Source organism: Streptomyces sp. NPDC050842 (assembly GCF_044456565.1).
Classification (GTDB): domain Bacteria; phylum Actinomycetota; class Actinomycetes; order Streptomycetales; family Streptomycetaceae; genus Streptomyces.
Genome location: NZ_JBITGA010000002.1, coordinates 405,438 through 429,030 on the forward strand (window position 1 = coordinate 405,438; position 23,593 = coordinate 429,030).

Below are 23,593 nucleotides of genomic sequence, written 5' to 3' on the forward strand. Positions count from 1 at the left end.
ACTGTTCCGCAGGGATCGCCGAAGACAGACCACGAAGCAGACCACACAGCGAAGTGCCGGCCATCGTCCACCGCCGTGACACTGACCGCCCAGTAGGAGCCGCAAGATGAAGACGGACAGCGTCGAGTACACCACCTTCAGCGGGTGGGTCGACCCGCCCGGAAATGTCCGGTCCCCCCTCAACGAGGACGTCACCTGCGAGGTCGCGGTCATCGGCGGTGGCCTGGCGGGCATGTCGACGGCACTGCGATTGACCGAGCGCGGCCGGGACGTCGTGTTGCTGGAGGCCGAGTTCTGCGGGCACGGTTCCGCCTCGCGCAGCGCCGGGCAGGTGGCAGGCGCTCCGGGGGGCGACATCCAGCTCCTGAGCATGCTCTACCCCAGGAGGTTTCCCGGCATCGTCCGGTTCGCCGAGAGCTCCGCGCACTTCCTGGAGCGGCTGATCGAGCGCCTGGACATCGACTGCGACTACGAGGCCACGGGCAACGTCTGCGCCGCTGTGTCCCGTGGCCAGATGGGCCGCGTGCGCCGTGTGACGAAGCTCCTGCGGAAGGCCGGCGCGGACGTCGAACTCGGCACGAGCGCGGAGCTCGGCATCCCCCGCGGCTTCCTCGGCGGCATGCGCGAGTCTGTCGGCGGGATACTGAACCCCGGCAAGTTCAGCCTGGGCATCCGCCGCGCCGTCCTCACGTCCGGCGCCCGGGTTTTCGAGCGGACGCACGTCACCGAGGTCACCCCGAACGGCGATCACGTGGTGATCAGGACACCCGGGGGCAAGGTGCGCGCGAAGAAGGTCGTGCTCGCGACGAACGCCTTCGGCGGCGAGCTGGCCATCGCCCCGAAGCGGCTCTCCGTGCCGATCTGGGTCAGTGAGGTGGAGACCGAGCCGATCGATCCCGCGCGCCTGGCCGCACTGAGGTGGACCAGCCGGTCGGGGGTGGTGACCCAGCACAACATCATGGAGAACTACCGGCTGACCTCGCGCAACACCATCGTGTTCGGTGTCCGTCGGCTCCAGCGGGGCAAGAACCACCCACTTCCTCCGAGGAAGCCGGACGAGGCTGTCGTCGCCGACCTCGCACGCGCCTTCGAGACGCGCTTCCCCGCGCTCGCCGACGTCGCGGCCGCGCGGACCTGGGGCGGATGGGTCGCGATCACCCCGTCCTGGCTCCCGGTCGCCGGTCAGACCCGCGACGGCGTCTACTACTCGGTCGCCTGCAACGGCCACGGCCTGGCCCAGGCGCCGTACGTCGGTTCGCTCATCGCCGACCTCATCGTGGACGGCGAACAGCACGAGGACCTGAAGACGCTCTGGGCGAGGAAGCCCGCCTTCCCCCGTCCTTTGATGATGGGCGCTGCAGGACTGCGCACCATCTGGACGGTCGACCGCTTCAACGACCTGTTCAACGGCAGCCGGCGAAACGCCCGACGCGGCTCGGCTCCGATGAACTGACCGGGCCATGGGCAGAGGGGGCTCCGGGGCCGCCGTTCCCATCGGCCGGTCTGCGGGGCCCTTTCGGCATGTGTGCACGGCTGTCGCCGACGGGCTGGGGCCGACGCGGCGGTGGTCCGCGAGTCGCATGGTCTGTCTCGCGCACGGCCGCTATTGGTGTCCGCCGTAACGGTGTCATACGCACGCGCTGCACACGTTGAACGTCACGGTCCGGGCTGCCGACCGGGTCGAAGCCCGACGCTACGGCATCATGCCGCTCCGTCGGCGCAGCGCTGTGGAGCGTAGTCCGGTGCCGTGTCAGCGCACGCTTCCTCGGTGGCGCACGTCTCCCGGTGAAGGTGACGAGCCGACGCGCTTCGTCGATCGTGGCCTCACGCCGTCCCGGGGGTCGGTGCGGAAGGCGCTGTCAGGACCTGCTGCCTCGGCCGGGGCGCCGCGACCGCCCGCGTCGGCGGCTCGCCGGCGGCGCGGGCGGTGCGGTCCGAGGTGACCGGACCCGACGCCCGCAGTCCGCCGTCTCTTACGTGAGAACGGGCACGGCCGGCGAACCGATCACCCCCGTTCTCTATCGGTCCACCCGGTCGTGCCCGGGATGTCGAGAGTCCCCCTCGGCCCGCCGGGACGGCCTCCTGCTGCCGAGCCATCCGAGGAGGAAGGCCGCCGGGACGGAGAACAGACCGGGGGTATGGAAGGGGTACCAGTCGAACGCCGCTTCCGGCCACAGTGCGTAGCCGGTACCGGAGACCACGGGCGAGCAGACCGTGAGGACCGTGCAGAGGAACAGCCCTCCGTAGACCGACCACGACAGCCCTCGGCGGTTGAACCCCGGCCAGTAGAAGGAGTAGACCAGCGCGGGGAAGACGCACGTCGCCGCGACGCCCAGCGAGAAGGTGACCAGGAACTCGACGGGGTAGTGGTGGACCGCGACGGAGAGCGCCAGGCCGCCCAGGCAAAGGCCGACGACGACCGAGCGAAGAGCCCGGATCTCGCCTTGGTCCGTGAGGGGGCGGCCGCTCCTGGCGATGACGTCGCGCGTAAGGGAGACGGCAGCGGCGAAGGTCACGCTGGTCACCGCTGTCAGCACGGCGAGGAAGGCGACGCACGCCATGACGGTGATGATGACCACGCGTGCCGTTGACGCCTGACCGAGGACGCCGGAAGCGAGCAAAATCGGGGCCCCCTGACCGTTCGCATCGACCCCGCCGATCACCTCGCTGCCGACCACGGCCGCCGCCGCGAATCCGACTGTGATCAGGAGGAGGTAGAAAGCACCTGTCAGACCCACCGCGATGCTCGTGGACCGGCGTGCGTGCCACCCGTTCCGCGCGGCGGCGACACGGAGGATCAGGTGGGGCATCATCGCCATGCCGAGGACGACGACGATGTGGTCGCTGATCGTGTTCACGGGGCCGAGGCCCGCCGTGTGCGCCCAGAGCCCCCGGCGCAGATACGCGTCCGGATCCGTGCTCTGTTCCACTGCGGCCGAGAGCAGGGCGCCCGGGTTCCACGAGAACTTTCGCAGGGCGAGGAGGGTGACCACCGCGAGCGTCACCAGCGTGACAGGCACCTTGACGACCTGGACGAAGCTGGTGCCCCTCAGGTCCGCCACCCCCGCGAAGCAAGCGACGAGGCAACCCATCAGCACCGTGCAGAGCACCTGGGCCGCGTTGCTCGACATGCCGATCAGGAGGGCCGCGCTGATGCCGGCGGCCCGTAGCTGGACGATGAGCAGGGGGATCGTGATGACGAGTGTCACCACTGCTGCCGCCGTGCGCGGTCCCTGGCCCGACGCGCGCAGGGAGAAGAGGCCGCCGAGCGTGTAGTGCCCGCTGGCGCGGATCTTCCGGGCGAAGAGAAGCAGCACACCGAGTGCGAGGACGCTGTCGACGGCAGAGGCGAACCCGTCGTAGCCGAAGAGGGCGATCGCCCCCGAGATCGCGAACAGGGCGACGACCGTGATGAACTCACCCGCCAGGGCGAAGCCGTTGAAGACCGGCGAGAGGGACCGGTCGGCGACGTAGAGCTTCTCCGGACGGTCGTCCTGGCTCGCGAGGGTGAAGACCCACAGCAGGCACAGGCCGATGAAGACCAGGAAGGCACTGATCACGGAGGCCCGGGCGGCCGAGCCGACAGGGTCGAGTACGCCCGAGCTCAGGAGGAGCGGAGTCGTCACCGGGTCACCGCCCGGACTCTCGCGTGGAGGACGTGCTCACAGGACCGGCGTGGTGCCGGCCGGAAGCCAGGGGCTGCTCGGCGGGATCGCACAGCCACGTGGACCGGTCCTCGTACCACGCCACGGCAGCGAGGAAGACACCGAGTTGCAGGATTCCCCACATGAGGCCGAGCGTGAGGCGCCCGTACACGTGGGCCCCGGAAAGGGTTGTGGAGCAGGACAGTACGACGCCTGTGGCGAGGGGCACCGCGTTGACGACCAGGAACGTTCGCCGGACGCGCCGCGCGACACCGTAGGGGTCAGTGTCACGTGTCGGTGCGGGCGGACCGCCGGACGGAGCCTGGACGAAGGGGAAGCGCACGGAAGCCTCCGGGCAGCGAGGATGCGGGTGGGGTGAGGGCCCGGGTCCCACCGTGGCCCGCGTAGGGCGCTACTGGTCCGGGTGGCCCCCGCAGCCGACCTGTTGGGCCGGGGTGCTGGAGAGGCAGACACGGCTGACGGTACAATCAAAACCAATGTCGAATCGATTTCGAGTTTACGCATGGTTGATCGCGGTCCGTCAAATTCCCCCGCCCCCTGGCCACCACCTCACCCGGTGGCAGGGTGCCGCGCCTTTCCGGACAATGCCGTTATGAGCACCGATGTCGACGCGCTCCTCTGCCGTCTGGCTCAGGAGCTCAGGCCGCGGACGGACGAGTCGGTCGACGCCATGCTGCGGTACACCCGCAGCAGGCTTCCCGACCCCTGGACGTACGAGGACGTCACGGCCCTCGCCGCCGAGGAGACGGCCGGTCACGTCGTCACGTTTCTGGACGTGCTCGAACACGGCCTCGACGCGACAGAGGTCGCGGCGTCACCCCAGTCCGTGGAGCTCGCCCGGCGGTTCGCCCGGAGCGGGGTGCCGATCAGCACGCTCCTGCGTGGCTACCGACTCGGCCATGTTGCCCTGCTCCGGCTGATCCAGGCCGAGGTCCCCGCGCTCACCGACGACCCGGAACTGATCAACGCCGCGGCACTACGACTGATGGAAGCAGGCTTCGCGTACGTAGACCGCAGTTCCGCGCACATCGTCGCGGCCTACCAGGAGGAACGCGACCGCCGACTGCAGCGGCGGCTCATCCTGACCAATGAGGCAGGCCGACGCATCGGAACCACGCTCGACATCGGCCGCACCTGCCAGGAACTGGTGGACGTCGGCACCGACGGCTTCGCCGGCCTCACCACCCTAGACCTCCTCGCCTCCGTCCTCGACGACGAGGACGCGTCGCCGCCGTCGGAGCCGTCACCGCTCCGCCGCGTCGCCCAGCGGTCCGTACCGGACGACGGCACCACGGAGTTCCCCGTACCGACCGGACGGGCACACAGCTACCCGGCGGAATCGGAGCCGGCCCGTGCACTGGCGACCGGCACGCCCGTTCTACGCCGCGTCGGGGCATCAGACGCCCCGTACGACGCAAGCGGAGGCCCACCGCACGGCGAGTTCCACTCGGCCATGCTGCTTCCCCTGCTGGCCCGTGGGGAGACACTGGGCCTCGCCCAGTTCTTCCGTACGGGGAGCAGCGCGCCCTTCGACGAGGACGATCTCCTCCTCGCTCAGGAGATCGCGGCCAGAGCGGCGGTGTCCATCGACAACGCCCGCCGGTACACCAACGAGCGTTCCACCGCGCTCACCCTCCAGCGGAGCCTGCTGCCGCAGCACGCGGTGGAACAGTCCGCCGTCGTCGCGGCCTCCCGCTACCTGCCCAGCGGATCCCGCGCCGGCGTGGGCGGCGACTGGTACGACGTGATCCCGCTGTCCGGAGCCCGAGTGGCCCTCGTCGTGGGCGATGTCGTCGGACGCGGACTGCGCGCCGCCGCCACGATGGGCCGCCTCCGAATGGCGGTGCGCGCCTTCGCCGACATCGATCTGATGCCCGACGAACTGCTCACGCACCTGGACGACGTGGTCATCCGCCTCCAGCACGAGGAGGGGGAGGATGCGGGCGAGACCAGTGCCACCTGCCTTTACGCGGTCTACGACCCGGTCTCCCGCGTGTGTTCGCTGGCCAGCGCCGGGCACGTCCTGCCGGCCGTGGCCACTCCCCCGGACAGCGAGGACGACACCTCGGGCTCCCGGTCGGTCGAGTTCCCGGAGATGCCGATCGGCCCTCCGCTGGGCCTGGGGGGACTCCCCTTCGAGACCGTGCAGTTCGAACTGGCGGAGGGGAGCCTGCTGGTCCTGTTCACCGACGGCCTCATCCAGAGCCGTACACGCGACGTCGACACCGCTCGCGAGCTGCTGCGCGATGTCCTCGCCCAGGACTCCGAGTCACCGGACGAGGTCTGCGACCGACTGATCGCCGCGCTGTTGCCTCAGCGCCCCGTCGACGACATCGCCCTCCTGGTGGCACGCACCATGTCGCTCGACGCGGACCACGTGGCAACCCTCGACCTCCCCTCCGACCCGGCTGCCGTGGCCGGGGCGCGCCGCTTCGCCTCCGACACGCTGAACGCCTGGGGCCTCGACGAGCTTTCCTTCACCACCGAGCTCATCGTGAGCGAACTGGTGACGAACGCGATCCGCTACGGCAAGAGCCCGATCCGATTGCGGATGATCCTTCAGTCCACGCTGACCTGCGAGGTCTTCGACGCCAACAGCACCGCCCCGCACCTACGACGCGCCCGTACGTACGACGAGGGCGGCCGCGGACTGCTCCTTGTCGCGCAGTTCGCCAAGCGCTGGGGCACACGGCACGGCCGCGAGGGGAAGGTGATCTGGGCGGAACAGGCCCTGCTCGTGGACGATCTTTTCGATATTGCCGCGACTTGACGCCGTACCCACGAATGATCCCCCAGGGCCCGCGTGAGCGCGGTGGACAAGAGGTCCAGGACGCTCGCCGGCAGCATGTCCGGTGGAACTCATGACAGGCGGGACCTTGACGGAATCCGACCGAGAGCTAAACTCGAACTCAATTCCACATCGAGTCTTGCAGCAGCCTTCGAACCGGACCGCGACATGGATGTCGCCGCGCTCGGAGGCGGCGGCAGGACGGAGAATGCGATGACCTACTGCACGCATGGGTACACCGCACCATCAAGTCGTCGAGCCGGTGCGCCAGGGACGCCCCCGACTCGACCCTGACCAGGGCATCGCCTCGACCTCGCACCTGGGAGGTCAGGTCATGGCGATGCCCTGGTCACCCGCCGACACCGCGCCTGCCGACAGGCGATCGTCGCGATGCCGTCGGCGGATGCCGAGCGCATTCGCTTGACGCCCCGTCCCTCGATCCAGCACGCGGCACTTCAAGGGCGCTGACCGCGTGAGCACCCGTCCGCCAGGCCCCTCGTCACGCGGCGCGGCTCGCTCGCACAACGCGCGTCGCCCGATCAGACGGTGTAGGTCTCGAGGTACGCGGTCACCATGCGGCGCGCTTCGTCGATCGTGACGTCGTCACCAGTCGCCGATTGCCGATACGCGATGTCGAAGAGACGGTTGCCCACCTCGAAGGCGAGCTGCAGGACGAGCCGGGGAGTGTCGGCGGGCAGCAGCCCACGCTCCACTAGAAGGCTCCAGAGTCGGTCAGCCTGCGCCGCGTCGAACTCTCGAACCAGGTCGCTGACAATCTCGCTGCGCCCCGCGAACCACAGCTCGACACAGCTGCGATGCGTGCGGAAATAGTCGCGCATCGGATCGATGACGACGTCAGCGGCGTCTCTCAGCGCGAGCAGCTCGGAGTGTTCCAAGGCGGTGGCGATGAGCTCCTCGACCTCCTGCAGATGCCGACGCAAGAGCTCGGCGTCGACCTGATGCCGGTCGGAGAAGTAGTGGTACATGGAGGCGATCGGGATGCCCGCCCGCTCGCTGACAGCCTTCAGGGTGGCCGCCTCATAGCCCTGCTCGCCGAGCAGCTCCTCGGCGGCGTCCAGGATGGCCCGCCTCCGCTCCATGCCGCGACGCTGCACAGCCGGACGAGCCGGCGCCTGGCCTGTCAACTTTTTCTCGAACACAATTCGAGATCGTATCAACCGCACCTGCCGATCACCCTCACAGAGAGGGCGACGACACACAGGAGCGGGACCACTCCTTACGCCGCGACCGCAATCCCTGCTTGACCGCGCGCGAGCTCAAACCTAAAGTCGAATCGAGTTCGAGTTCTCGTCGCCGACAGAGACATCCCCTCCGGGCCCCACTGTCACCACAGCCTCGCCCCTCAGGTCCTCGCCCTCGCTGCCATTCGGCGGCTACGAAGCGACCGCAGACCCGTCACGGGGCCGGTCCAGAAATGAGATGAACACGAATGACCCACACCGAGCGTGACGTTGCGGTGATCGGCAACGGGCTCATGGGATCGTCGATCGCCCGAGCCTTGGCACAGTCCGGTTGGCTGGTCACCGCGTACGACCCGGACACGGCACGCGCTCGGGCCCTGGCCACCGAGCTGCCGGGAATCAAGGCCGAGGCGGACCTTGAAACGGCGGTCGCCTCCGCCCGTCTGATCCTGACCTGCGCCCCGTCCCACGAATCCGTGCTCCAAAGTCTGGAGTGCGTCGGGGACTGGAACGGCAAGACGCTTCTCAACACGGGAACGAGTTCGACGGGCGAGTCGAAGAAGGCCGGTTCATGGGCCGCAGAGAAGGACGTCCCCTACCTGGACGCCGCGATCCTCTGCTTCCCCCAGGACATCGGCACCGAACGCGGCTACGTCCTCTTCTCGGGGAGCCCCGAGGCCTGGGCGGAGCACGAGAAGCTGCTCGCGGCGCTCGGTCCGGCGATGCGGTTCGTCTCCGAGCAGGTGCAGGCCGCGAGCGCGGTCGACCTCACGATCGTCGGCGGGGTGTACGTTGCCGCACTGGCCGCCTATGTCGACGCAGTGGCGTATGCCCAGAGTCAGGGCGTTCCGGGCGATGTCCTCGACGAGGCCACCGACAAGGTCCTCACGGCGTTGAAGCACGCCGCCGGGGAGGCCGTGGCGGCGATCAGCAGCGGCGATTTCACGACGGACCAAGCCACGCTCTCGGTGTTCACCCATGGAGGCGAGACCTGCGTCGACGGCATGAGGAGTGCCGGCTTCCACGCGAATGTACTGGCGGCCGCCGTGGGCAATCTCAAGGTGGCCGAGGCTGCGGGACTCGGCCCGAAGAGCTTCTACGCCCTCGCGCAGGTCGCCACGGGCGACCCCACCAGCTGACAGCACTGGCAAAGAACGATTTCTCCGGCTGAATTGCAGAAGGAGCGGCGGCCGGCCACTGGCCTTTCAACGCTTCCGACAACCGCGCTCCTGGGAGGGAAAACCGTCGTGAACAGCGAGGACCACCACGCAGACCGGGCTGAGGAGAGATGGAAGGCCAAGAGTGTCGCCTTGCGGGTGCTTTTCTACGTCACCGGCACCTACCTGTTCCTCACCGCGGTGGGCCTCCTGGGCGCGCACGCGCAGAAGTAGCACCCCGGCCCCTACGCCCTTCGGGAGAGCACATTCATGACCAACGACGTCTGCGGCTCTACTCGTCACGTCCCCCTTCAGGGATATTCCGGCAGAGCACGGTCGTGGCGGAAGGCGAGTTGGAGCCGGGTTCTCCGTGAGGCGAGCGCTGGAAGCCTGATCATGCTCATACCCACCCTCCTCCTCGGGTTCTTCATGTCATGGGAGATCGGCATATCCATCGTCACGGCGACCGCGACATCGGTGACACTTTCCTCAATCTCGTTCTCCCTCAGGGGACATGCGTTCGGATGTGCGGTCAAGAAGGGCATCGTTCTGACAATGGGATGGTGGGAGCGGGTCTGAGGAACAGCCCGTCGCCAATCCCGGAAGGTCTCCTGGTCGGCGTGGTTTCGAGGACGTTGTCGCCAGGCACTTCGCCCATCCGGTCCCGGGCCAGGGCTGCCCGCCGGACCGCGGCGCACCGCCAGAACAAGGCGTGGTGTCGGTCAGACGCTGTCCAGAGCGGAGACGAGGCTGGCCACCGTGACGGTGTTGAAGACGAAGGCGATGCACGCGTTGACCGTCACCGTCCGACGCATCTCCCGGGACATCACGGTGACGTCGGTCGTGCCGAACGTCGTCATGACCGAAAAGGCGAAATAGACGTAGTCGCTCCAGATCGGGGTCTCCTCGCCGGGGACCTCCAGCGCCCGTTCGCCCTCCACGAGATTGTCGGCCTGGAAGGCGACCGCGAAGGACACGGCGACACAGATCCAGGCGACGGCGACCAAGGTGAGGGCAACAACCGCCCGAGCGACCGGTTCGAACGAGGAGCCGATGTGCCCAGGCCGCCACACCACCGCCACCACGAGTGCCGCGGCCGCGATGAAGATGGAGACTCCCGGTCCGGGGGCCGTCCCGTACACGTACCGCTGGAGCCACGTGCCCCGTGTCTCCCGGTCTGCCCAGTTGCGTACGCGCTCGGGAGAGGCGGTCGAGAACGCGATCACCGTGATCAGGAGATAGGGGAAGAGGTAGGCGAGCAGCAGCGATACGCACACGTCCGCCACCGACATCCGCGCCCAGCTGCGGTCGAGGCCGAGGAGGAGCACAGCCGTGCCCACAGCGATGAGGCCGCTCACCACGGACCGGCGGCGCTCGGAGAGCCACTGGTTCCGACTACGCCTCTCGGACACAGACGAACTCCTCAGGAAACGCGGCTGCCGACCTGGTCGGAGCCCGACGCTACGGCATCGTGTCGCTCCGTCGACGCAGCGCAGTGGAGTGTCGTTGGGTGGGGGCGTCTGCCCATTGGGGCGGCCGATGATCCCGACCAACAAGCCGCAGGCTTTACCGGGTGTGCCGGGGCGGGTTGAGTCGCCTCTCGGCAAGGCGCGACCCCATGGTCGGGTGCCGGGTGCCGGGTGACCATAGCGGGCCACAACTACCCTCGCCAGATCGAGTTCCGGACCGCCCTGCCCACGATGGCGATCGGCAAGAACCTCAAGCAGGGCATTGCCCCGACACCCCCGATCTGACCGCGACGCGTACCACCGCTTCGGTGAGACGCGGTCGGCCATGCGGTCGCCTGCTCATTCCGATCACTGCGCCACTCGCGGACGAAGGAGTGCCCACTTTGCTCACGACGGGATACACGGAAGCGGAGTTCGGCGGAGTCACCGTACTGATCGGCGCCGAGCGAGGTGCCTACCCGTACGCCAACTCCGTCCTCGTACGCGGCAGCGCCGAGACGCTAGTCATCGACCCGTCCCTGTCGCTCGTCGACTCGGCACCACCCGCAGACATGGCCCTCGTGAGCCACGCACACGAGGACCACGTCGCGGGTCTCGGCAGCTACAAGGTGCCCGTCCGTATCCACGAGAAGGACCTCGCCGCCCTGCGATCCCGCAGAGTGATGGCCGCCAGCTACGGCCTCCCACCGGAAGCCACTGAGCAGACCGCGACGATGCTCCGCGACCACTTCCACGTCCGGGACCGCACCGACGCGACGGGGTTCACCGACGGAACCGTGTTTGACCTCGGCGGTCGCACGGTGACGGTCGTGCACCTGCCCGGCCACACGGCGGGACACTGCGGTTTCCTGATCGAGCCGGACGGTTTCCTCTTCGTGGCAGACATCGACCTGACGTCGTTCGGCCCCTATTACGGGGACGTCGGCAGCAGCCTCACCGACTTCGAGGCGTCCATGCGGCGCTGCCGGGCGATCGACGCCCGCTGGTACGGCACGGCCCACCAACGGGGCGTGATCGAGGGCACCGCCGAGTTCTCGGAGCGCCTCGACGCATTCGCCGGCGTGATGGCGAAGCGCGACGCGACCCTCCTGACGTTCCTCTCCGAACCCCGGACCGTCGACGAGATCGCCGATCGCCGACTGGTCTACCGCTCCGACGTCGACGGCCCCCACGTGCTGCCGGTCGAGCGCCGGACCGCGGTGCAGCACCTGAGCCGGCTGGTCGGCGCGGGCCGGGTCTCGGAGGTGGAACCAGGACGGTTCCGCGCCACCTAACGCCCACATGCCGTCCGGGTGTACGGGAGTTGCCAGCTCCAGTATTCTCGAAATCGAGTCGAGTTTCATTTGCCGCCAGTGAAGAACGGTACAAGGAGTCGCGAGACATGGCCGCAGTAGAAGACAGTGACGAGGAGACCTGTGACGTCGTGGTCGTCGGCGCGGGAATGTCGGGCCTGATGGCGGCCACGACGCTCGTGGACAGGGCCGACGTCGTGGTACTCGAAGCAGCGGACCGGCCAGGGGGACGCGTCGAGACGGTCCGTAAGGGCGAGTACTGGATCAACGTCGGCACCCAGTTCACGGAGGGGACCGGGCCGTTGATCGACGCTCTTCATCGGCACGAGATCGAGATGGGGTCCCTGGCCGACACGAGCGTGGCGCTTGCTCTCAACGGCGCCCTGGTCGACACGTCCGACATGCCCGCCCTCATGTTCCGCACCCGCATGGGCTTCATGGACCGGGTCGGCATCACCATGCTTGGCGCCCGCATCCTTGCCGCGGCGCCGTTCCTGGAATCGGACAGCCGCCTCGCGAAGAAGGTGCGCGCCAGGCTCGACGCGCGTCCCGCATCGGATCTCCTGCGCGGTGTCCGCTCCGAGCTGACCCGGACCATGGTCCGCTCGTGGTCGGGGCAATGGATGGGGTGCGAGCCGGAGGAGACGGCGGCGACCCAGCTCGTGGTGTCGATCGGACTCGCTCTGACGGACCCGTCGAAGGTGCCGAACTTCGCCCTGCCGGCTGGTGGGAACCAGACCTTGACCGACATCCTGGCCACCGACCTCGGCGAGCGTCTTCGGCTCGGGGCGACCGTCCGGACAGTGGAGAAGAGCGGGGACGGGGTCGTCGTGGACTACGTCGTCGCCGGCCGCTCGACACGGATACGCGCGAAACGCGCCATAGTCTCGGTTCCCAGCGACATCGCGCCGCAGATCCTTCCCGGACTTCCGAAGACACATCGCAACGCGTTCGACGACATCCGCTACGGGCGGTACGTGATCGTCGGCTTCTTCACCGAAGAGGAGGGGCCTCAGCCCTGGGACGGGCTTCTCGCCGTGTCCACGCCGCAACTGTCCTTCCAGGCGATGTTCAACCACGCCGCCGCCCTGCGTAAGAACGGTCCGCGGAGGCCGGGTGGTGCGCTGGCCTGTTTCGCCGGCGGCGCCTCGGCCGACGCTCTGTTCGAACTCTCCGACGAGGAAATCGTCGCCCGCTTCACCAGGGATCTGCTCTCGGTCTACCCCCAGCTCGAAGGGAAACTCGGCGACGGGATCGTGCGACGCCACCACCGTGTCGTGCCGTTCTGGGCACCCCGGGGACGCGAGTCGTTGCCGACACTTCGCAAGCCTCTCGGGCCGATCCATCTGGCCGGCGACTATCAGCTCGACATGCCGTCGCTCGCCGACGCGGCCACGTCGGGTGAGAACGCGGCGAAGGCGGTCCTGTCGGACCTGGGCCGCTGACCCTCACGCCGGGGCAAGAAGACCAGACCAGGCGCCCCGGCACCCGGGCCGAGAGCGGCGCACGCGGAGTGTCCGGGGCCGACAATCACCCTGCCACCTGTGAGGATGTCACCGTCGGCTTCGGGGTCTCCTCACCTTTCCCTGTCTTCCGTCCCCTCCCGCTCTGCGAGTCGCCGTGATCGCTCTCCTCGTCCTGCTGTCCCTGCTGTTCCTGTGGACCGTCGTGTCCGACCGGCTCGCACGGTGGAACATCACCGCCCCGATCACCTTCGCCGCGGCCGGGATTCTCCTCAGCGGACAGGACCACCCGGTCGTGCCGCTCGACGTGGACACCCACACCTTCCAGCGGGCCATCGAACTCGTCCTCGCGGTAATGCTGTTCACGGACGCCACCGAGGCACGGGAATACGCCCGGCTGCGGGGTCCGGTCGGAGAGGGGCGGCTCCTCGGGATCGCCCTGCCGGCCTCCCTCCTGCTCGCCACGCTGGCGGGCGCACTCGTCTTCCCCGGGAGGAGCTGGTGGCTCCTGGCGGTCGCGGCCCTCGTCGTCATGCCCATGGACCTCGCACCGGTCCTGACGATCCTCCGGGACGAGCGCGTACCCCTGCGGGTGCGGGCCGCGCTCAACATCGAAGGAGGGTTCAACGACGGGCTGATCTCGCCGCTCTTCGTCTTCTGCGTCGCCAACCTGCTCTCCGCCGAGGGCGACACGTTCGGCGACCTCCTCCTCAACGCCCTCAAGGGCGGGGTGTACGCGGCGATCATCGGCAGCGTCCTCGGCTTCCTGGCCTCCCAAGTGGTGCGCCGGGCGCTGGAATCCGGGTGGGCCAAGCCCGCGAGCCTGCGCATGGCGGGGCTCGCCCTGCCGTTCCTGACGTACGCGGCCTCTGTCCTCGTCGAGGGCAACGGCTTCGTCGCGGCCTTCGTGGCGGGCCTCTGGTACGCGAACACCGTCTCCGTCATCGGCGGTGACTCCCTCGACCTCGTACAGGACGTCAATCACCTCCTGGCCCTGGCGGCCTGGTACGCCTTCGGCGCACTGGCAGCCGAGGCGTTCGCCGACGGCATCGCGCTCCAGGTCCTCGCCTACGCGCTCCTCGTACTGACCGTGGCCCGGTTCGTTCCGGTGATGGTGTCGCTCACCGGCACCGACTTCACCCGCCCCGAACGCGTCGCGATCGGCTGGCTCGGGCCACGCGGTGTCACCTCGATTGTCTTCGCGGTCCTTGCCTACATTCAACTCCCGAAGGCGAACGCGGACTTCGTGGTGAACGTGACCGCAGCGACGGTCCTGCTCAGCGTGGTCCTGCACGGGGTGTCGGCGGAACCGGTCGCCCGCTGGTTCACCCGGCACCCGCAGCCCGAGGAGCGGGTGCCACCGCCGGGTCCCGGGGGATAGTCAGGCACGTCGAGCAGCCGTGTTCAGCGCCGAGACGACGTCTGCCACGGCGACCGAGCTGAAAACGAACGCGATGACGGCGTTTGCGGCCACCGCCCGGCGCATCTCACTACGAGGCGGGCCGAGAGGCACTGCGTGGGGCGACCGAGGCCTCGAGCCACGAGGTGGTCCTGAAGTGGACGGCAGGTGATGCCTCCTCACACCTCCAGCGGTCCCGGCGGCGGAACGGAACACAGCCCTGTGACGCCGCCGTGGACCGCGCCTCGTACCTGTGAGCGCAATGTCTTGCGCACGCCCGCAGCAGTCAGGTGCCGCTCCTGGAGCGGCGCATCAGGTGCCGGCTGTATGTGCCCACGAGCAGGGCTCCGATCGCGACGAGGCGGTGATCATCATGGGTGTTTGCTCCTGGAGCAGTCGGCCCGGCCGGCCGGTGCGCAGACAGGAGGCGGGCACGTTCCAAGAGGATTCACCGGCGGCCGAAATCTCTTCGGGAGGGTCGTACGCCCTGGCGAGAGGGCGCGTTCCGCTCCGGCGGGGAGTGGGCAACACATCGCCTTTGCGACGATTTGGAGAACACGCGTACGGGCCAGCATGAGACTGGGCGGACACTCTTCTCGACCTGGTGGGGGTGAACTGGCCCAACGTAGACGAGGACGCGTACCGCGACATGGCGGATGCGCTGCGGGAGTTCGCGGACGATCTCGCCGACGACGGTCAGCCAGCCAACAACTGCATGCAGCGCCTGCTGTCGTCGGGTCACGGCGAAGCAATGGACGCGCTCAACGCCCACTGGGGCAAGGTCAAGGACAAGCACCTCATGGACGCGCTGGGCGTGTAGAACGGTGTGAACCTCGACCAGACGAAGTGAAGACGATGGGCGACCACGTCGGTGACACCCTACCCAAGGCCGTCAAGCAGATCTCCGTCGACCACAAGAACAACCACGACGCGATTCGTGATCGTCTCGCGCGCCAGCGCAAGGGCGACCACGACGACGCCAAGGACGGCTCCGGCAAGCCGGGCCCCGGCGACCGCCGCCGCGACGACGACGTCCGTACCCGGCCCAACGCCCCGCGCAGCGCCCGCGGGGACGCGCAGCGCAACAGCATCCCGCTGGACAAGACGCACTGCGAAGGCGACCCCATCGACGTGGCGACGGGGGAGATGATCCTGGCGCAGACCGACCTCGACCTGCCGGGTGTCCTTCCCCTAACCCTGCGCCGGGTCCACCTCTCGCAGTACCGCTACGGCCAGTGGTTCGGACGCAGTTGGGCCTCCACCCTGGACGAGCGCCTGGAGGTCGATCCGACGTAGGGCCATATGGGCCCGGGAGGACGGTAGCCTCCGGGTCTATCCCTGGGTTCCCGCCGCCGGGGACGATCCGGTCCTGCCACTGGAGGGCCCGCGTCTGGCGCTGTCGCACAGCGAAGAGGCGGACGCCCGGACGACGTACCGCGTCACCGATCCCGATACCGGTCTCTCCCGGTACTTCACCGGCGACCCCTACACGGTTTCCACCGCGTACTGGCTGTCCGAGGTGGAGGACCGTCACGGCAACGTCGCCTTCGCCCGCCGCCCGGACGGCTCCCCCAGCGTCATCACCCACGACGGGCGGCTACCAGGCGCAGTTGACCACCGACGGCAGCCGGATCGCCCGGGTCACCAACTCCTCGGGGCTGCCATCCCGGTTCGCGTACGACGGGGACACCCGGATCACCTCGTGGACGGACCGCAACGCCAGCACGTTTCGCTACGTGTACGACTCCGCGGGCCGCGTGGCCGAGACGGTCGGCCCCGACGGCATCATGTCCGCCGTGCTGTCCTACAACCACGCCGACGAGTCCGACAGGACCACCCGTTACACCGACTCGCCCGGGGCGACCACCGCGTTCCGGTTCGACGCCCGTTACCGGCTGGTCGCGTGGACGGACACCTCGGCCACACCAGCACCAGCACCAGCACGTACGACGAACACGACCACGTCGTCTCCGCCAGCGACCCGCTCGGGGCGACCGTGCGCATCACGCACGACGACGAGGGACGCCCCACGAGCGTCCTGCGGCCCGACGGGCGGATCACCAGCGTCTCGTACAACGAGCTCGGTCTCCCCGCCATCGTGACCGAGCCGAACGGCGCGACCTGGCACCACCAGTACGACGAGCACGGGAACCGCACCGTGCTCACCGACCCCGCGGGCGCCCGCACCGCCTACACCTACAACGGGCGGGGCGCCACCACCGGCGTCACCGATCCGATCGGCAACACGGTGACCATCGACCGTGATCGGGCAGGGCTGGCCACCGCTCTGGCGGACCCCACCGGGGCGGTCACCCGGTGCGCCTACGACGCGTTCGGCCGGCCGAGGTCACCGACCCACTCTGCGGAGACACGCGGCTGACCTGGTCCGTCAAAGGGCGCTCGTGATGCACCCTGACGTGGAACAGCTCACCCACATCGTCCCGCCGCCGGCGGAGCGTCAGCCGCGGGCCTGGCCCGACATCGAGGCCGTCGAACGACAAGATCCTGGGCGGCTGACGGGCCGTCGGGGCGAGGGGCGCGCGCGGGCGCCTCTGAGGTAGGCGTCGGTCCCCTCGATGTAAGCGAAGGGGAGCAGCCCCGCTCCGTCGGCCTCCAGCTGCTCGGGACGGGGCTCGGGACGGATCTCCCACAGCCGGGCCAGCACCTCGGCGCGCTCCTCCTTCATGGCCAGGAGCACTCTTCTCGCGGCCTACGTGGTGCGGGAACCGGGGTGAACAGATGGCTGGGAGTTGCAGGTCCGCCTGAACCGTCATCGGGACCGCCTGGGCAGCGCCCTGCTGGAGGACTTCAGGGACCTCGTCGACACCAAGAACCTGCTGGTCAGCTACTCCCCGAAGAAGCTCGGGTTCTTCTGAGCGTCTCTGGCGAGGCGCACCAGGCGCCAACTGTCCGTCGACCGGTCCGTCCGACTATGAAGAGAACCCTCTTCGCCGCCCTCAAGGTCGCAAGCAGTAGGGCATCGGTTGGCCACCTGGTGGAGCGGTGGTTCGCCGAGCTGCCCCGGAAGAGCTCAAGCGCGGCGTCCACCGCTCCGTCCAAGTCCTCGAACGCAACGCCTATGAGAGTACGGGTCCTGCCCTCCGCCGGCCGGCGGAGGGTCAGGCGAACGCCTGCGCGTGGTCCGCCGCCCAGGTGTCGAAGGCCCGTGCGGGTCGTCCCAGTATCGCGGGCACCGCTGAGTCCACCCGTGCCTTCGCACCGGCCTGCTGGCGTCCGGCGCTGCGCAGCAGCGCTTCGGTGATCGCCTCGGGATAGCGGTCCAGCAGTGCGGAACGGGCCCGCTCCGGCCCGAACTCCTCGAAGCGCAGTGGTCGCCCCAGCACCTTCGAGAGCACGGCGGTCTGTTCGAGCGCGGTTACCGCCTCCGGACCGGAAAGCGCGTGCACGCGGCCTTCCTGCCCGTCCTGTGTCAGAGCGTGCACCGCTACCTCGGCGACGTCGCGCGGGTCCACACAGGCGTTGGCCGACTCCCCGTAGAGCGCGCGCACGACGCCCTCGGAGCGGACGGCCGGTGCCCACGACAGCGTGTTGGACATGAAGGACCGGGGGCGCAGCAAGGTCCACGCCAGTCCCGATTCCCGCACGGCCCGCTCGTTCTCGCGCTGCCAGCGGGTGATGAGGTCGTCCGCCTCCGGGTCCTCCACGGCGGCCGCGGAGAGTTTGACCAGATGCCGTACGCCGCAGGCCCGGGCCACGTCGATGAACCGCGCGTCGTCCTCCTCCGCCACCCGGTTGGTGACCAGGAAGGCGGCGTGGACTCCCGTCAGCGCCCGGTGGAGGCTTTCGGGGTCAGTGAAGCCGCCGCGGACCACGGTGACGGCGGGCCCTTGGGCGGTGACGAGTTCGGGCCGCCTCGTGAGGATGCGCAGCGGGCGGTCGGGGGCCAGCAGGCGGGCGACCTCCCGCCCCACCGTGCCGGTTGCTCCGGTGACAAGGATCATGTCTGCGTTACCGTCCGTCAGCAGATGGGAAGGGCCGAGGAGAGCTCGGCGAGGAACACCGCGCCGTCGTCCTGGCTCCCCGTGATGGTGATGCCGGTCGTTCCGGCGCGCGATGTGGGCAGGGCGTGGGCCCGTATCCAGCAGGGGGTACTGAACTCCGCGTAGCGCTGGAAGCTTATGCGTCCCGAGGAGGGGACGAATGGCTGGGACGGCGTCGCCAGTTCGGCCGCCTGCCTGGCTGCTTCCAGGAGCAGCATCCCGGGCACGTGGTCCTTCTCGCCCTGGAACAGGACCGGGTGCCTGGTGTCGACCCGCAGCTGCCACACCTGGTCCTGCGGGGTGGGCGAGAGCAGGACGTCCTCCGGGCGGGACCGGCCGACGAGCGAGGCCGTCACCGGAGGTGTCCGCGGGACCTCGAATCCCGGGACGGCACGGTCGCCCCGTATCCGCCGGTAGGCCTCCGGGCCGACGATCCGCCCCAGGATGGCGCCCGTGGACACGACCGACCCCGCGCGGCGCACGACCATGTCGACCTTGATCTGGGAGACGTGCCCCCGGGCCTGCTTCACATCGGAGCAGACCACCTGCACCTCCACCTCTCCGGGCCCGTCGTCGATGGCGAGCCGGTTCATACGGCAGGTGAACTGCAGCTCCGACAGGAGGAAGTGGTGTCCTATGGGAACGCCGTACCCGGCGTGCAGCACGAGCAGGGTGGCCTGGCGCATGGTCTCGGTGACGAGCAGCGGATCGTAGCGGTGCCCGTGTACTGGTATGAAGTAAGGGTGTCCACCGGGCCAGTGGGCGATGACCGAGTAGTGGTCGTCCCGCGTCCGCGTCCAGCTGACCGAGAAGGCGTCGGCCTCCCTGGCGCGATGCAGCTGAGCCAGTGACGCGGGAAATGGCCCGCTGGGCGACCGGAGGCTTCCCTCATCGATCGTCGTCGTGTTCATGAAATCCCCCGTGGTTTCCGGCGGCGGCGACAGTCGAGCCGCGCCCGAAACAAGATCCAATCACAGGGATGATCCTGCGTCGATCAAGTTATGGCTCAACGAAGAGATCCAGGTCACGGGCGCGAAGGCGGCGGCGTGGCGAGGCAGGATCGGGCGACCCGAACACGGCGGAAGACCGTGGAGGCCGCCCGGTCGAACACCGATTCCGCCGCGCCCCGACCGGGGCTCGATCCGCAGGAGGGCCGCCGCCCGCCGCCGCCTACCGGGGCTCGCCGAACCACAGGCGCAGCGCGTCGGTGAGGTCACCCGCGTCCGGTGCCCAGGCGATATGGCCGTCAGGACGCACCAGCACCGCGTCGCACGGGAGGGCGGCATTCGGTGAGGCGGCGACGATGTTCAGCACATGGGCCCAGCCCCGGGCCGACTCGCCGTACGCCGCAGCCTGCTCGCCGGACAGGAGAAGCAGAGACCGACTGTCGGGCAGCAGCCCCGTGACGTCCTGCGGCTCCGCGCCGTCCCTCACCACGACGTTCTCCAGGAACCGCCCCTCCCACCGGGAGGCGAAGCCCGAGCGCGCCGGGTACACCGTATCCTGCGCGCTGATCAAGTCGCCCACGTGTCGACAGGTCTGCTCCAGCGTCAGCAGCTCGGCGACCATCGCGCGGAGCGGGTCGAGTTCGGGGGCGGGACGCATCAGCGTCAGCTGGACGCGAGTGTTGTCGATGACCCGCTGCGCGGCCGGCCTGCGCTCGTCGTCGTACGTGTCGAGCAGCCCTTTGCCCGCCGTTCCGCGCACGGCGTGGGCCAGCTTCCAGCCCAGGTTGAGCGCGTCGACCAGTCCGGTGCTCAACCCCTGCCCCCCGATCGGGAAGTGCACGTGTGCGGCGTCCCCCGCCAGGAACACGCGATCCTTGCGGTAGTGGCGCACCAGCCGGGTGAAGTCGCTGAACCGCGTCACGGAGAGCGCATCCTCCATCGGGATGTCGTATCCGGCGATCCGGGATGCCTCGTCCTGCAGTTCCTGCACAGTCGCCCGTGTGCGCCGGTGGGGATGGGGCCCGTCGCAGTCGAGCGTGCGTATGAGGGTGTGCCCGTCGGGAACGGGCTTCGCGACGACCCAGCCCCGCTCGGTACGGCACCAGCCCCGCGGCGCTTTGTCGGGCTCGATCAGCCGGACCAGGCCCATCATCGCCGAGACCGTCGCGGGGTGGGTGTCCTCGGTGAAGCCGGCCTCCCGGCGTATGGTGCTGCGCGCGCCGTCGGCCCCGACCATGAAGCCGGCGCTGTACGTGTGCTCGCCCCCGGGTCCTTGGGCCACTACTTCGACCCCGTCGGGCCCCTGGCTCAGCGCGGTCACCCGGTGGTCGCGCAGCACGGTCACTCCGCGATCCCGGGCCCGTTCCTCGAACTCCCGCTCCAGATCGGCCTGTGCGCGCTTGAGGACGGGCTCCGGCTCGGCCGCGGGAACCGTGATCGTCAGCCCGGGCATTCCGGCAAAGTGGAACTGCTCAGTCACTGGAGCATCCGAGAACCGCGGCAGCCCTAGGTAGCCCCGCCGGGCCAGCGCCTGCACGGCCCTGGCGTGGACGGTCCCGGCCTTGGGCAGAGCGGATGTCGCACTCTTCTCCTCCAGCACCACGACATCGATCCCGTACGCCCCCAGCTCGGCAGCGATCAGCATGCCGACCGGCCCGCCTCCGACGACGACTATCTCGGTGTGCGTAGTGGTGCGCATGGCAGGTTCGCTCCTCCGCCGGTCGATGTGTGCAGCGGTTGCGGGCCGTTTCCTCGTGGTTCGGGCCGATCCGCCGGGCCCTCTCCGGGACTCCCGTTCAGCCGTCATGATCGAATCTAGTGCAACAGTACGGCTGCGTGTGGTGGTCATGTCCATGCGTCACCCGGGGGTACGGGCGGCCCGGCTCGGTGAACTCCGAGGCCGGCCTGAAGCGGATCTCCCGCGACACCCTTCAGGCCCTGGTCCGAAAGACAGATCTTCGACATCGTCTTCACGGTCTCGATCGGGTATGCGCCGACCGAGGACTCTGTCGACAGAACGATCGCGTCCGCGCCGGACTTACCTGGACAGGGGTCCCGAAGCCGAGAAACGCCAGGCGAGGTCGCGCGCCGTCCTGGGCGGCCAGGGCGGTCAGGACGTTGCGTACGCCTGCGTAGTCCACCGTCTCCGGCGAGGAAGCGCCGGTGCCGAAGGAGCCGAGGGTGAGCACGATGGCGTCGGCGCCGGCCACCGCCTCGGGCCGGGTGACATTGATGCGCTAGGCGGCGTCGATCGCGTCGTTTACCTCGCCATCGCCGTCGTGTCCTCGAAGGTGACGTGCTTCACGACACCGCCGGCCTCCACATGGCCCTCGTGGCAAGCACGGGTGCCACGGAACCAGTCGGAGCCGGGGCCGTTCACGGAACGGACGTAGATGTCGTCGGCGACGCGCACGACCCAGATCGCGCGCGGGCTGCTCAGCCCGCCGTCCCGGCGTAGTGACGCGATCTCCAGCGCCTCGGCGGCTCCGACGCGGTCGAGCTCGTCGGCGGTCCAGGTGGTGGTCGTGGTTCATCTCCTCGTGCGTCGTACGACGACTCCTGCAGGGCGGGTTTGAGCAGGACGGCGGAGATCTGTCCGGTCGACCGGCACGTTTTTGAAGAGGATGGCGGGCCGGCGTCGGGGGGCGTCAGCCGTGTTTCCGCAGAGCCCGGGAGAGGCGTTCGCCGAGCGTGCGGTCCATGCCCGATGCGGAGTCGATGCCCAGGGTGGCCGCCAGGTCGCGGACGTGCAGGTCGGCCAAGGCCTCGGTGAGTTGGGCGAACGCGTCCGCGGCGGCCCGGCCGCGACGGAGGCCCGCGGCGACGGCGGTGATCCCGACCAGGGCGGCCGGCCACCACCACACGCCCAGCACCAGATACCCCGCGCCCCAGACGCACAGGCGCGCCGCCGCGCCGAACCGCACGCGAGCGGCGTGCAGTTCGGCGCGGGTGCCGTCGGCGGCGAGGAGCCATAGGTGGGGCCAGGCGGCCGCCAGGTCCAGGCGGTACATGCCCCAGAGCCGTTGCCCGGGTGCGGCAAGCCGGTCGCCCACGCCGAAGGGGTGGCGTGGCGCGGCGGCCGCGATACGGTCACGGTCGGCGAAGTGGCCCTCCGCGAGGCCGGCGAGCCTGTCGGCATCGTCCGCCCCGGCGATACGGGCCCGGCCCGCCGTGACCAGCGCGGCGCGGAACGCGGCGTCGGCGGCGCGCCATCGGCGCAGCCGGCGGTCGGCGAGGCGCCGCAGCAGGGGCCCGCGGGGCTCGGCGCACCAGAGGAGTTCCACTCCGGTGCCGAGGGCCTGGGCGGCCGTACCGATCGCGGCCGCGGCGAGCAGCACCCCCAGGGCCACGAGGGCGATGGTTCCGGCGCTCCGGGACGCGGGGGAGGCGGCCAACGTGTCGAGCCAGGTCCGCAACTTCCCCACGTCGGACCAGTCTTCGTGTCCGAGCACCGTCGCCGTGGTGACGGCGGCGATGAACAGCAGTCCGGGCAGCGCCAGCAGCGTCAGCCACCGTTCGGCGATCCGGCCCCCCAGCGCGCTGAGGAAGGCGCTGGTCACCGGAGAGGCACCATGTTCAGCGGCCGGCCGAAGATGCCGCAGGCGGGCTGCTCCGGGACGCCGGCGTCCGGTGCCTCCACGCGCCCGCACCGGCCCGCGGGACAGGCCAGCACGTACAGCGCGGGATGCCCCGGACCGGCGACCGGCAGACTCTGGAAGCCGGGGACGGGGGGTGGGGGCATCGTGCGGTACGAGCCGAGCCCGGCGCTGTGTCCCGCGGCCAACAGCAGCTCTTCCAACTCATCGAGGTGATAGCCGAGTCGCTGGGGCGAAAGGCCGTCGCGCAGGGAGGAGACGATGGCCTCGACAAGCCGCGCGCCCTGCTCGCCCAGAGCGTCGAGCTCCGGCGAGGACGAGGGGTCTGTGAGCCGGCGGCACAGCTCCTCGAGCCGGGCATCGCCCGTGTCCGCCCCGTCGGCCGTGTTCGCCACGCTCCCGCTCCCCCTCGGACGCCGGTTGTCACTTCGTGGCGATTGTACGACCGCACCTCGGCGATCCGAGGGCTTCTTGGCTATCGTGAACACGGGCCGCAACGCGGAAGATGCGCGGAGGATGCGCGGCCCGCGGCAGCGTCAACCGGGGGTGGTCGTGGTCAGCGCGGCGGATGCGACGGCAGCCGGAGGACCCGGCGCACGGCCCGGTGCCGATCA

18 protein-coding genes and 2 pseudogenes are annotated in these 23,593 nt (G+C 69.4%); 10 read left to right on the forward strand and 10 right to left on the reverse strand.

The features are described 5' to 3' along the window. Positions 1–106 precede the first annotated feature (106 nt). Entirely contained in the window at positions 107–1,453 is a 1,347-nt protein-coding gene (locus tag ACIBG6_RS07155; protein WP_399221548.1) for an NAD(P)/FAD-dependent oxidoreductase, read from the forward strand. Positions 1,454–2,018: 565 nt separating this feature from the next. Here ACIBG6_RS07155 and ACIBG6_RS07160 read toward each other — a convergent pair. Then, positions 2,019–3,626, reverse strand: coding sequence for a cation acetate symporter (locus ACIBG6_RS07160; RefSeq protein ID WP_399221549.1), 1,608 nt, complete (start codon positions 3,624–3,626; stop codon positions 2,019–2,021). A 631-nt stretch (positions 3,627–4,257) separates the two neighbouring features. Between ACIBG6_RS07160 and ACIBG6_RS07165 the strand changes: the two genes are divergently transcribed. Next, a complete protein-coding gene (locus tag ACIBG6_RS07165) occupies positions 4,258–6,435 on the forward strand; it encodes a SpoIIE family protein phosphatase (protein WP_399221550.1) in 2,178 nt (725 codons plus the stop codon). 557 nt (positions 6,436–6,992) lie between these two features. Here the strand turns inward: ACIBG6_RS07165 and ACIBG6_RS07170 are convergent. Next, entirely contained in the window at positions 6,993–7,613 is a 621-nt protein-coding gene (locus tag ACIBG6_RS07170; protein WP_399221551.1) for a TetR/AcrR family transcriptional regulator, read from the reverse strand. Between the two features lie 290 nt (positions 7,614–7,903). Here ACIBG6_RS07170 and ACIBG6_RS07175 point away from each other — a divergent pair, with 290 nt between their 5' ends. From ACIBG6_RS07175 to ACIBG6_RS07185, 3 genes are all read left to right on the forward strand, one after another. Continuing rightward, positions 7,904–8,794, forward strand: a complete 891-nt coding sequence (locus ACIBG6_RS07175; protein WP_399221552.1) for an NAD(P)-binding domain-containing protein — start codon at positions 7,904–7,906, stop codon at positions 8,792–8,794. Between the two features lie 108 nt (positions 8,795–8,902). After that, the gene (locus ACIBG6_RS07180; RefSeq protein ID WP_399221553.1) at positions 8,903–9,046 is read left to right on the forward strand and encodes a DUF6126 family protein; all 144 of its coding nucleotides are present in this window, start codon (positions 8,903–8,905) and stop codon (positions 9,044–9,046) included. 36 nt (positions 9,047–9,082) lie between these two features. Then, positions 9,083–9,391: a hypothetical protein gene (locus ACIBG6_RS07185; RefSeq protein WP_399221554.1), complete on the forward strand. Its 309-nt coding sequence runs from the start codon at positions 9,083–9,085 to the stop codon at positions 9,389–9,391. A 143-nt stretch (positions 9,392–9,534) separates the two neighbouring features. Here the strand turns inward: ACIBG6_RS07185 and ACIBG6_RS07190 are convergent, their stop codons facing one another. Continuing rightward, positions 9,535–10,224 carry a DUF1345 domain-containing protein gene (locus ACIBG6_RS07190; protein ID WP_399221555.1) on the reverse strand — a complete coding sequence of 230 codons (690 nt, stop codon included), beginning with the start codon at positions 10,222–10,224 and terminating at the stop codon, positions 9,535–9,537. Positions 10,225–10,655: 431 nt separating this feature from the next. Here ACIBG6_RS07190 and ACIBG6_RS07195 point away from each other — a divergent pair, with 431 nt between their 5' ends. The 4 genes and pseudogenes from ACIBG6_RS07195 to ACIBG6_RS07210 form a co-directional block, all read left to right on the forward strand. After that, the gene (locus ACIBG6_RS07195; protein ID WP_399221556.1) at positions 10,656–11,555 is read left to right on the forward strand and encodes an MBL fold metallo-hydrolase; all 900 of its coding nucleotides are present in this window, start codon (positions 10,656–10,658) and stop codon (positions 11,553–11,555) included. Between the two features lie 29 nt (positions 11,556–11,584). After that, a complete protein-coding gene (locus ACIBG6_RS07200) occupies positions 11,585–13,018 on the forward strand; it encodes a flavin monoamine oxidase family protein (protein WP_399221557.1) in 1,434 nt (477 codons plus the stop codon). 175 nt (positions 13,019–13,193) lie between these two features. Further along, a complete protein-coding gene (locus ACIBG6_RS07205) occupies positions 13,194–14,417 on the forward strand; it encodes a cation:proton antiporter (protein ID WP_399221558.1) in 1,224 nt (407 codons plus the stop codon). 619 nt (positions 14,418–15,036) lie between these two features. Further along, positions 15,037–16,832: pseudogene (locus ACIBG6_RS07210) on the forward strand (DUF6531 domain-containing protein); the annotation flags it as partial. A gap of 61 nt (positions 16,833–16,893) precedes the next feature. Here ACIBG6_RS07210 and ACIBG6_RS07215 read toward each other — a convergent pair. Next, positions 16,894–17,121: a hypothetical protein gene (locus ACIBG6_RS07215; protein WP_399221559.1), complete on the reverse strand. Its 228-nt coding sequence runs from the start codon at positions 17,119–17,121 to the stop codon at positions 16,894–16,896. Between the two features lie 64 nt (positions 17,122–17,185). On the opposite strand from ACIBG6_RS07215, the gene ACIBG6_RS07220 reads away from it, so the two are divergent. Next, positions 17,186–17,311, forward strand: coding sequence for a hypothetical protein (locus ACIBG6_RS07220; RefSeq protein ID WP_399221560.1), 126 nt, complete (start codon positions 17,186–17,188; stop codon positions 17,309–17,311). A gap of 243 nt (positions 17,312–17,554) precedes the next feature. Here the strand turns inward: ACIBG6_RS07220 and ACIBG6_RS07225 are convergent, their stop codons facing one another. The 6 genes and pseudogenes from ACIBG6_RS07225 to ACIBG6_RS07250 all read right to left on the reverse strand — a co-directional run bounded on the left by ACIBG6_RS07225 (position 17,555) and on the right by ACIBG6_RS07250 (position 23,374). After that, on the reverse strand, positions 17,555–18,397 hold the full coding sequence (locus tag ACIBG6_RS07225) for an NAD(P)H-binding protein (RefSeq protein ID WP_399221561.1): 843 nt from the start codon (positions 18,395–18,397) through the stop codon (positions 17,555–17,557). Positions 18,398–18,414: 17 nt separating this feature from the next. Beyond that, positions 18,415–19,347: a ScbA/BarX family gamma-butyrolactone biosynthesis protein gene (locus ACIBG6_RS07230; RefSeq protein WP_399221562.1), complete on the reverse strand. Its 933-nt coding sequence runs from the start codon at positions 19,345–19,347 to the stop codon at positions 18,415–18,417. A gap of 259 nt (positions 19,348–19,606) precedes the next feature. After that, entirely contained in the window at positions 19,607–21,082 is a 1,476-nt protein-coding gene (locus ACIBG6_RS07235) for an FAD-dependent monooxygenase (RefSeq protein WP_399221564.1), read from the reverse strand. Between the two features lie 561 nt (positions 21,083–21,643). Beyond that, a pseudogene (locus tag ACIBG6_RS07240) lies at positions 21,644–21,874 on the reverse strand (DUF2255 family protein); the annotation flags it as partial. A 157-nt stretch (positions 21,875–22,031) separates the two neighbouring features. Continuing rightward, positions 22,032–22,943 (reverse strand): hypothetical protein, encoded by a 912-nt coding sequence (locus ACIBG6_RS07245; protein WP_399221565.1) that lies wholly within the window; start codon positions 22,941–22,943, stop codon positions 22,032–22,034. After that, positions 22,940–23,374: a hypothetical protein gene (locus tag ACIBG6_RS07250; protein WP_399221566.1), complete on the reverse strand. Its 435-nt coding sequence runs from the start codon at positions 23,372–23,374 to the stop codon at positions 22,940–22,942. The genes ACIBG6_RS07245 and ACIBG6_RS07250 overlap by 4 nt, the downstream gene beginning before the upstream one ends. Positions 23,375–23,593: the final 219 nt, after the last annotated feature.

Coding starts and splice junctions, on each gene's coding strand:
- ACIBG6_RS07155 (WP_399221548.1), top strand. CDS start 107: ATGAAGACGGACAGCGTCGAGTACACCACCTTCAGCGGGTGGGTCGAC.
- ACIBG6_RS07165 (WP_399221550.1), top strand. CDS start 4,258: ATGAGCACCGATGTCGACGCGCTCCTCTGCCGTCTGGCTCAGGAGCTC.
- ACIBG6_RS07175 (WP_399221552.1), top strand. CDS start 7,904: ATGACCCACACCGAGCGTGACGTTGCGGTGATCGGCAACGGGCTCATG.
- ACIBG6_RS07185 (WP_399221554.1), top strand. CDS start 9,083: ATGACCAACGACGTCTGCGGCTCTACTCGTCACGTCCCCCTTCAGGGA.
- ACIBG6_RS07215 (WP_399221559.1), bottom strand. CDS start 17,121: ATGAAGGAGGAGCGCGCCGAGGTGCTGGCCCGGCTGTGGGAGATCCGT.
- ACIBG6_RS07225 (WP_399221561.1), bottom strand. CDS start 18,397: ATGATCCTTGTCACCGGAGCAACCGGCACGGTGGGGCGGGAGGTCGCC.
- ACIBG6_RS07230 (WP_399221562.1), bottom strand. CDS start 19,347: ATGAACACGACGACGATCGATGAGGGAAGCCTCCGGTCGCCCAGCGGG.
- ACIBG6_RS07235 (WP_399221564.1), bottom strand. CDS start 21,082: ATGCGCACCACTACGCACACCGAGATAGTCGTCGTCGGAGGCGGGCCG.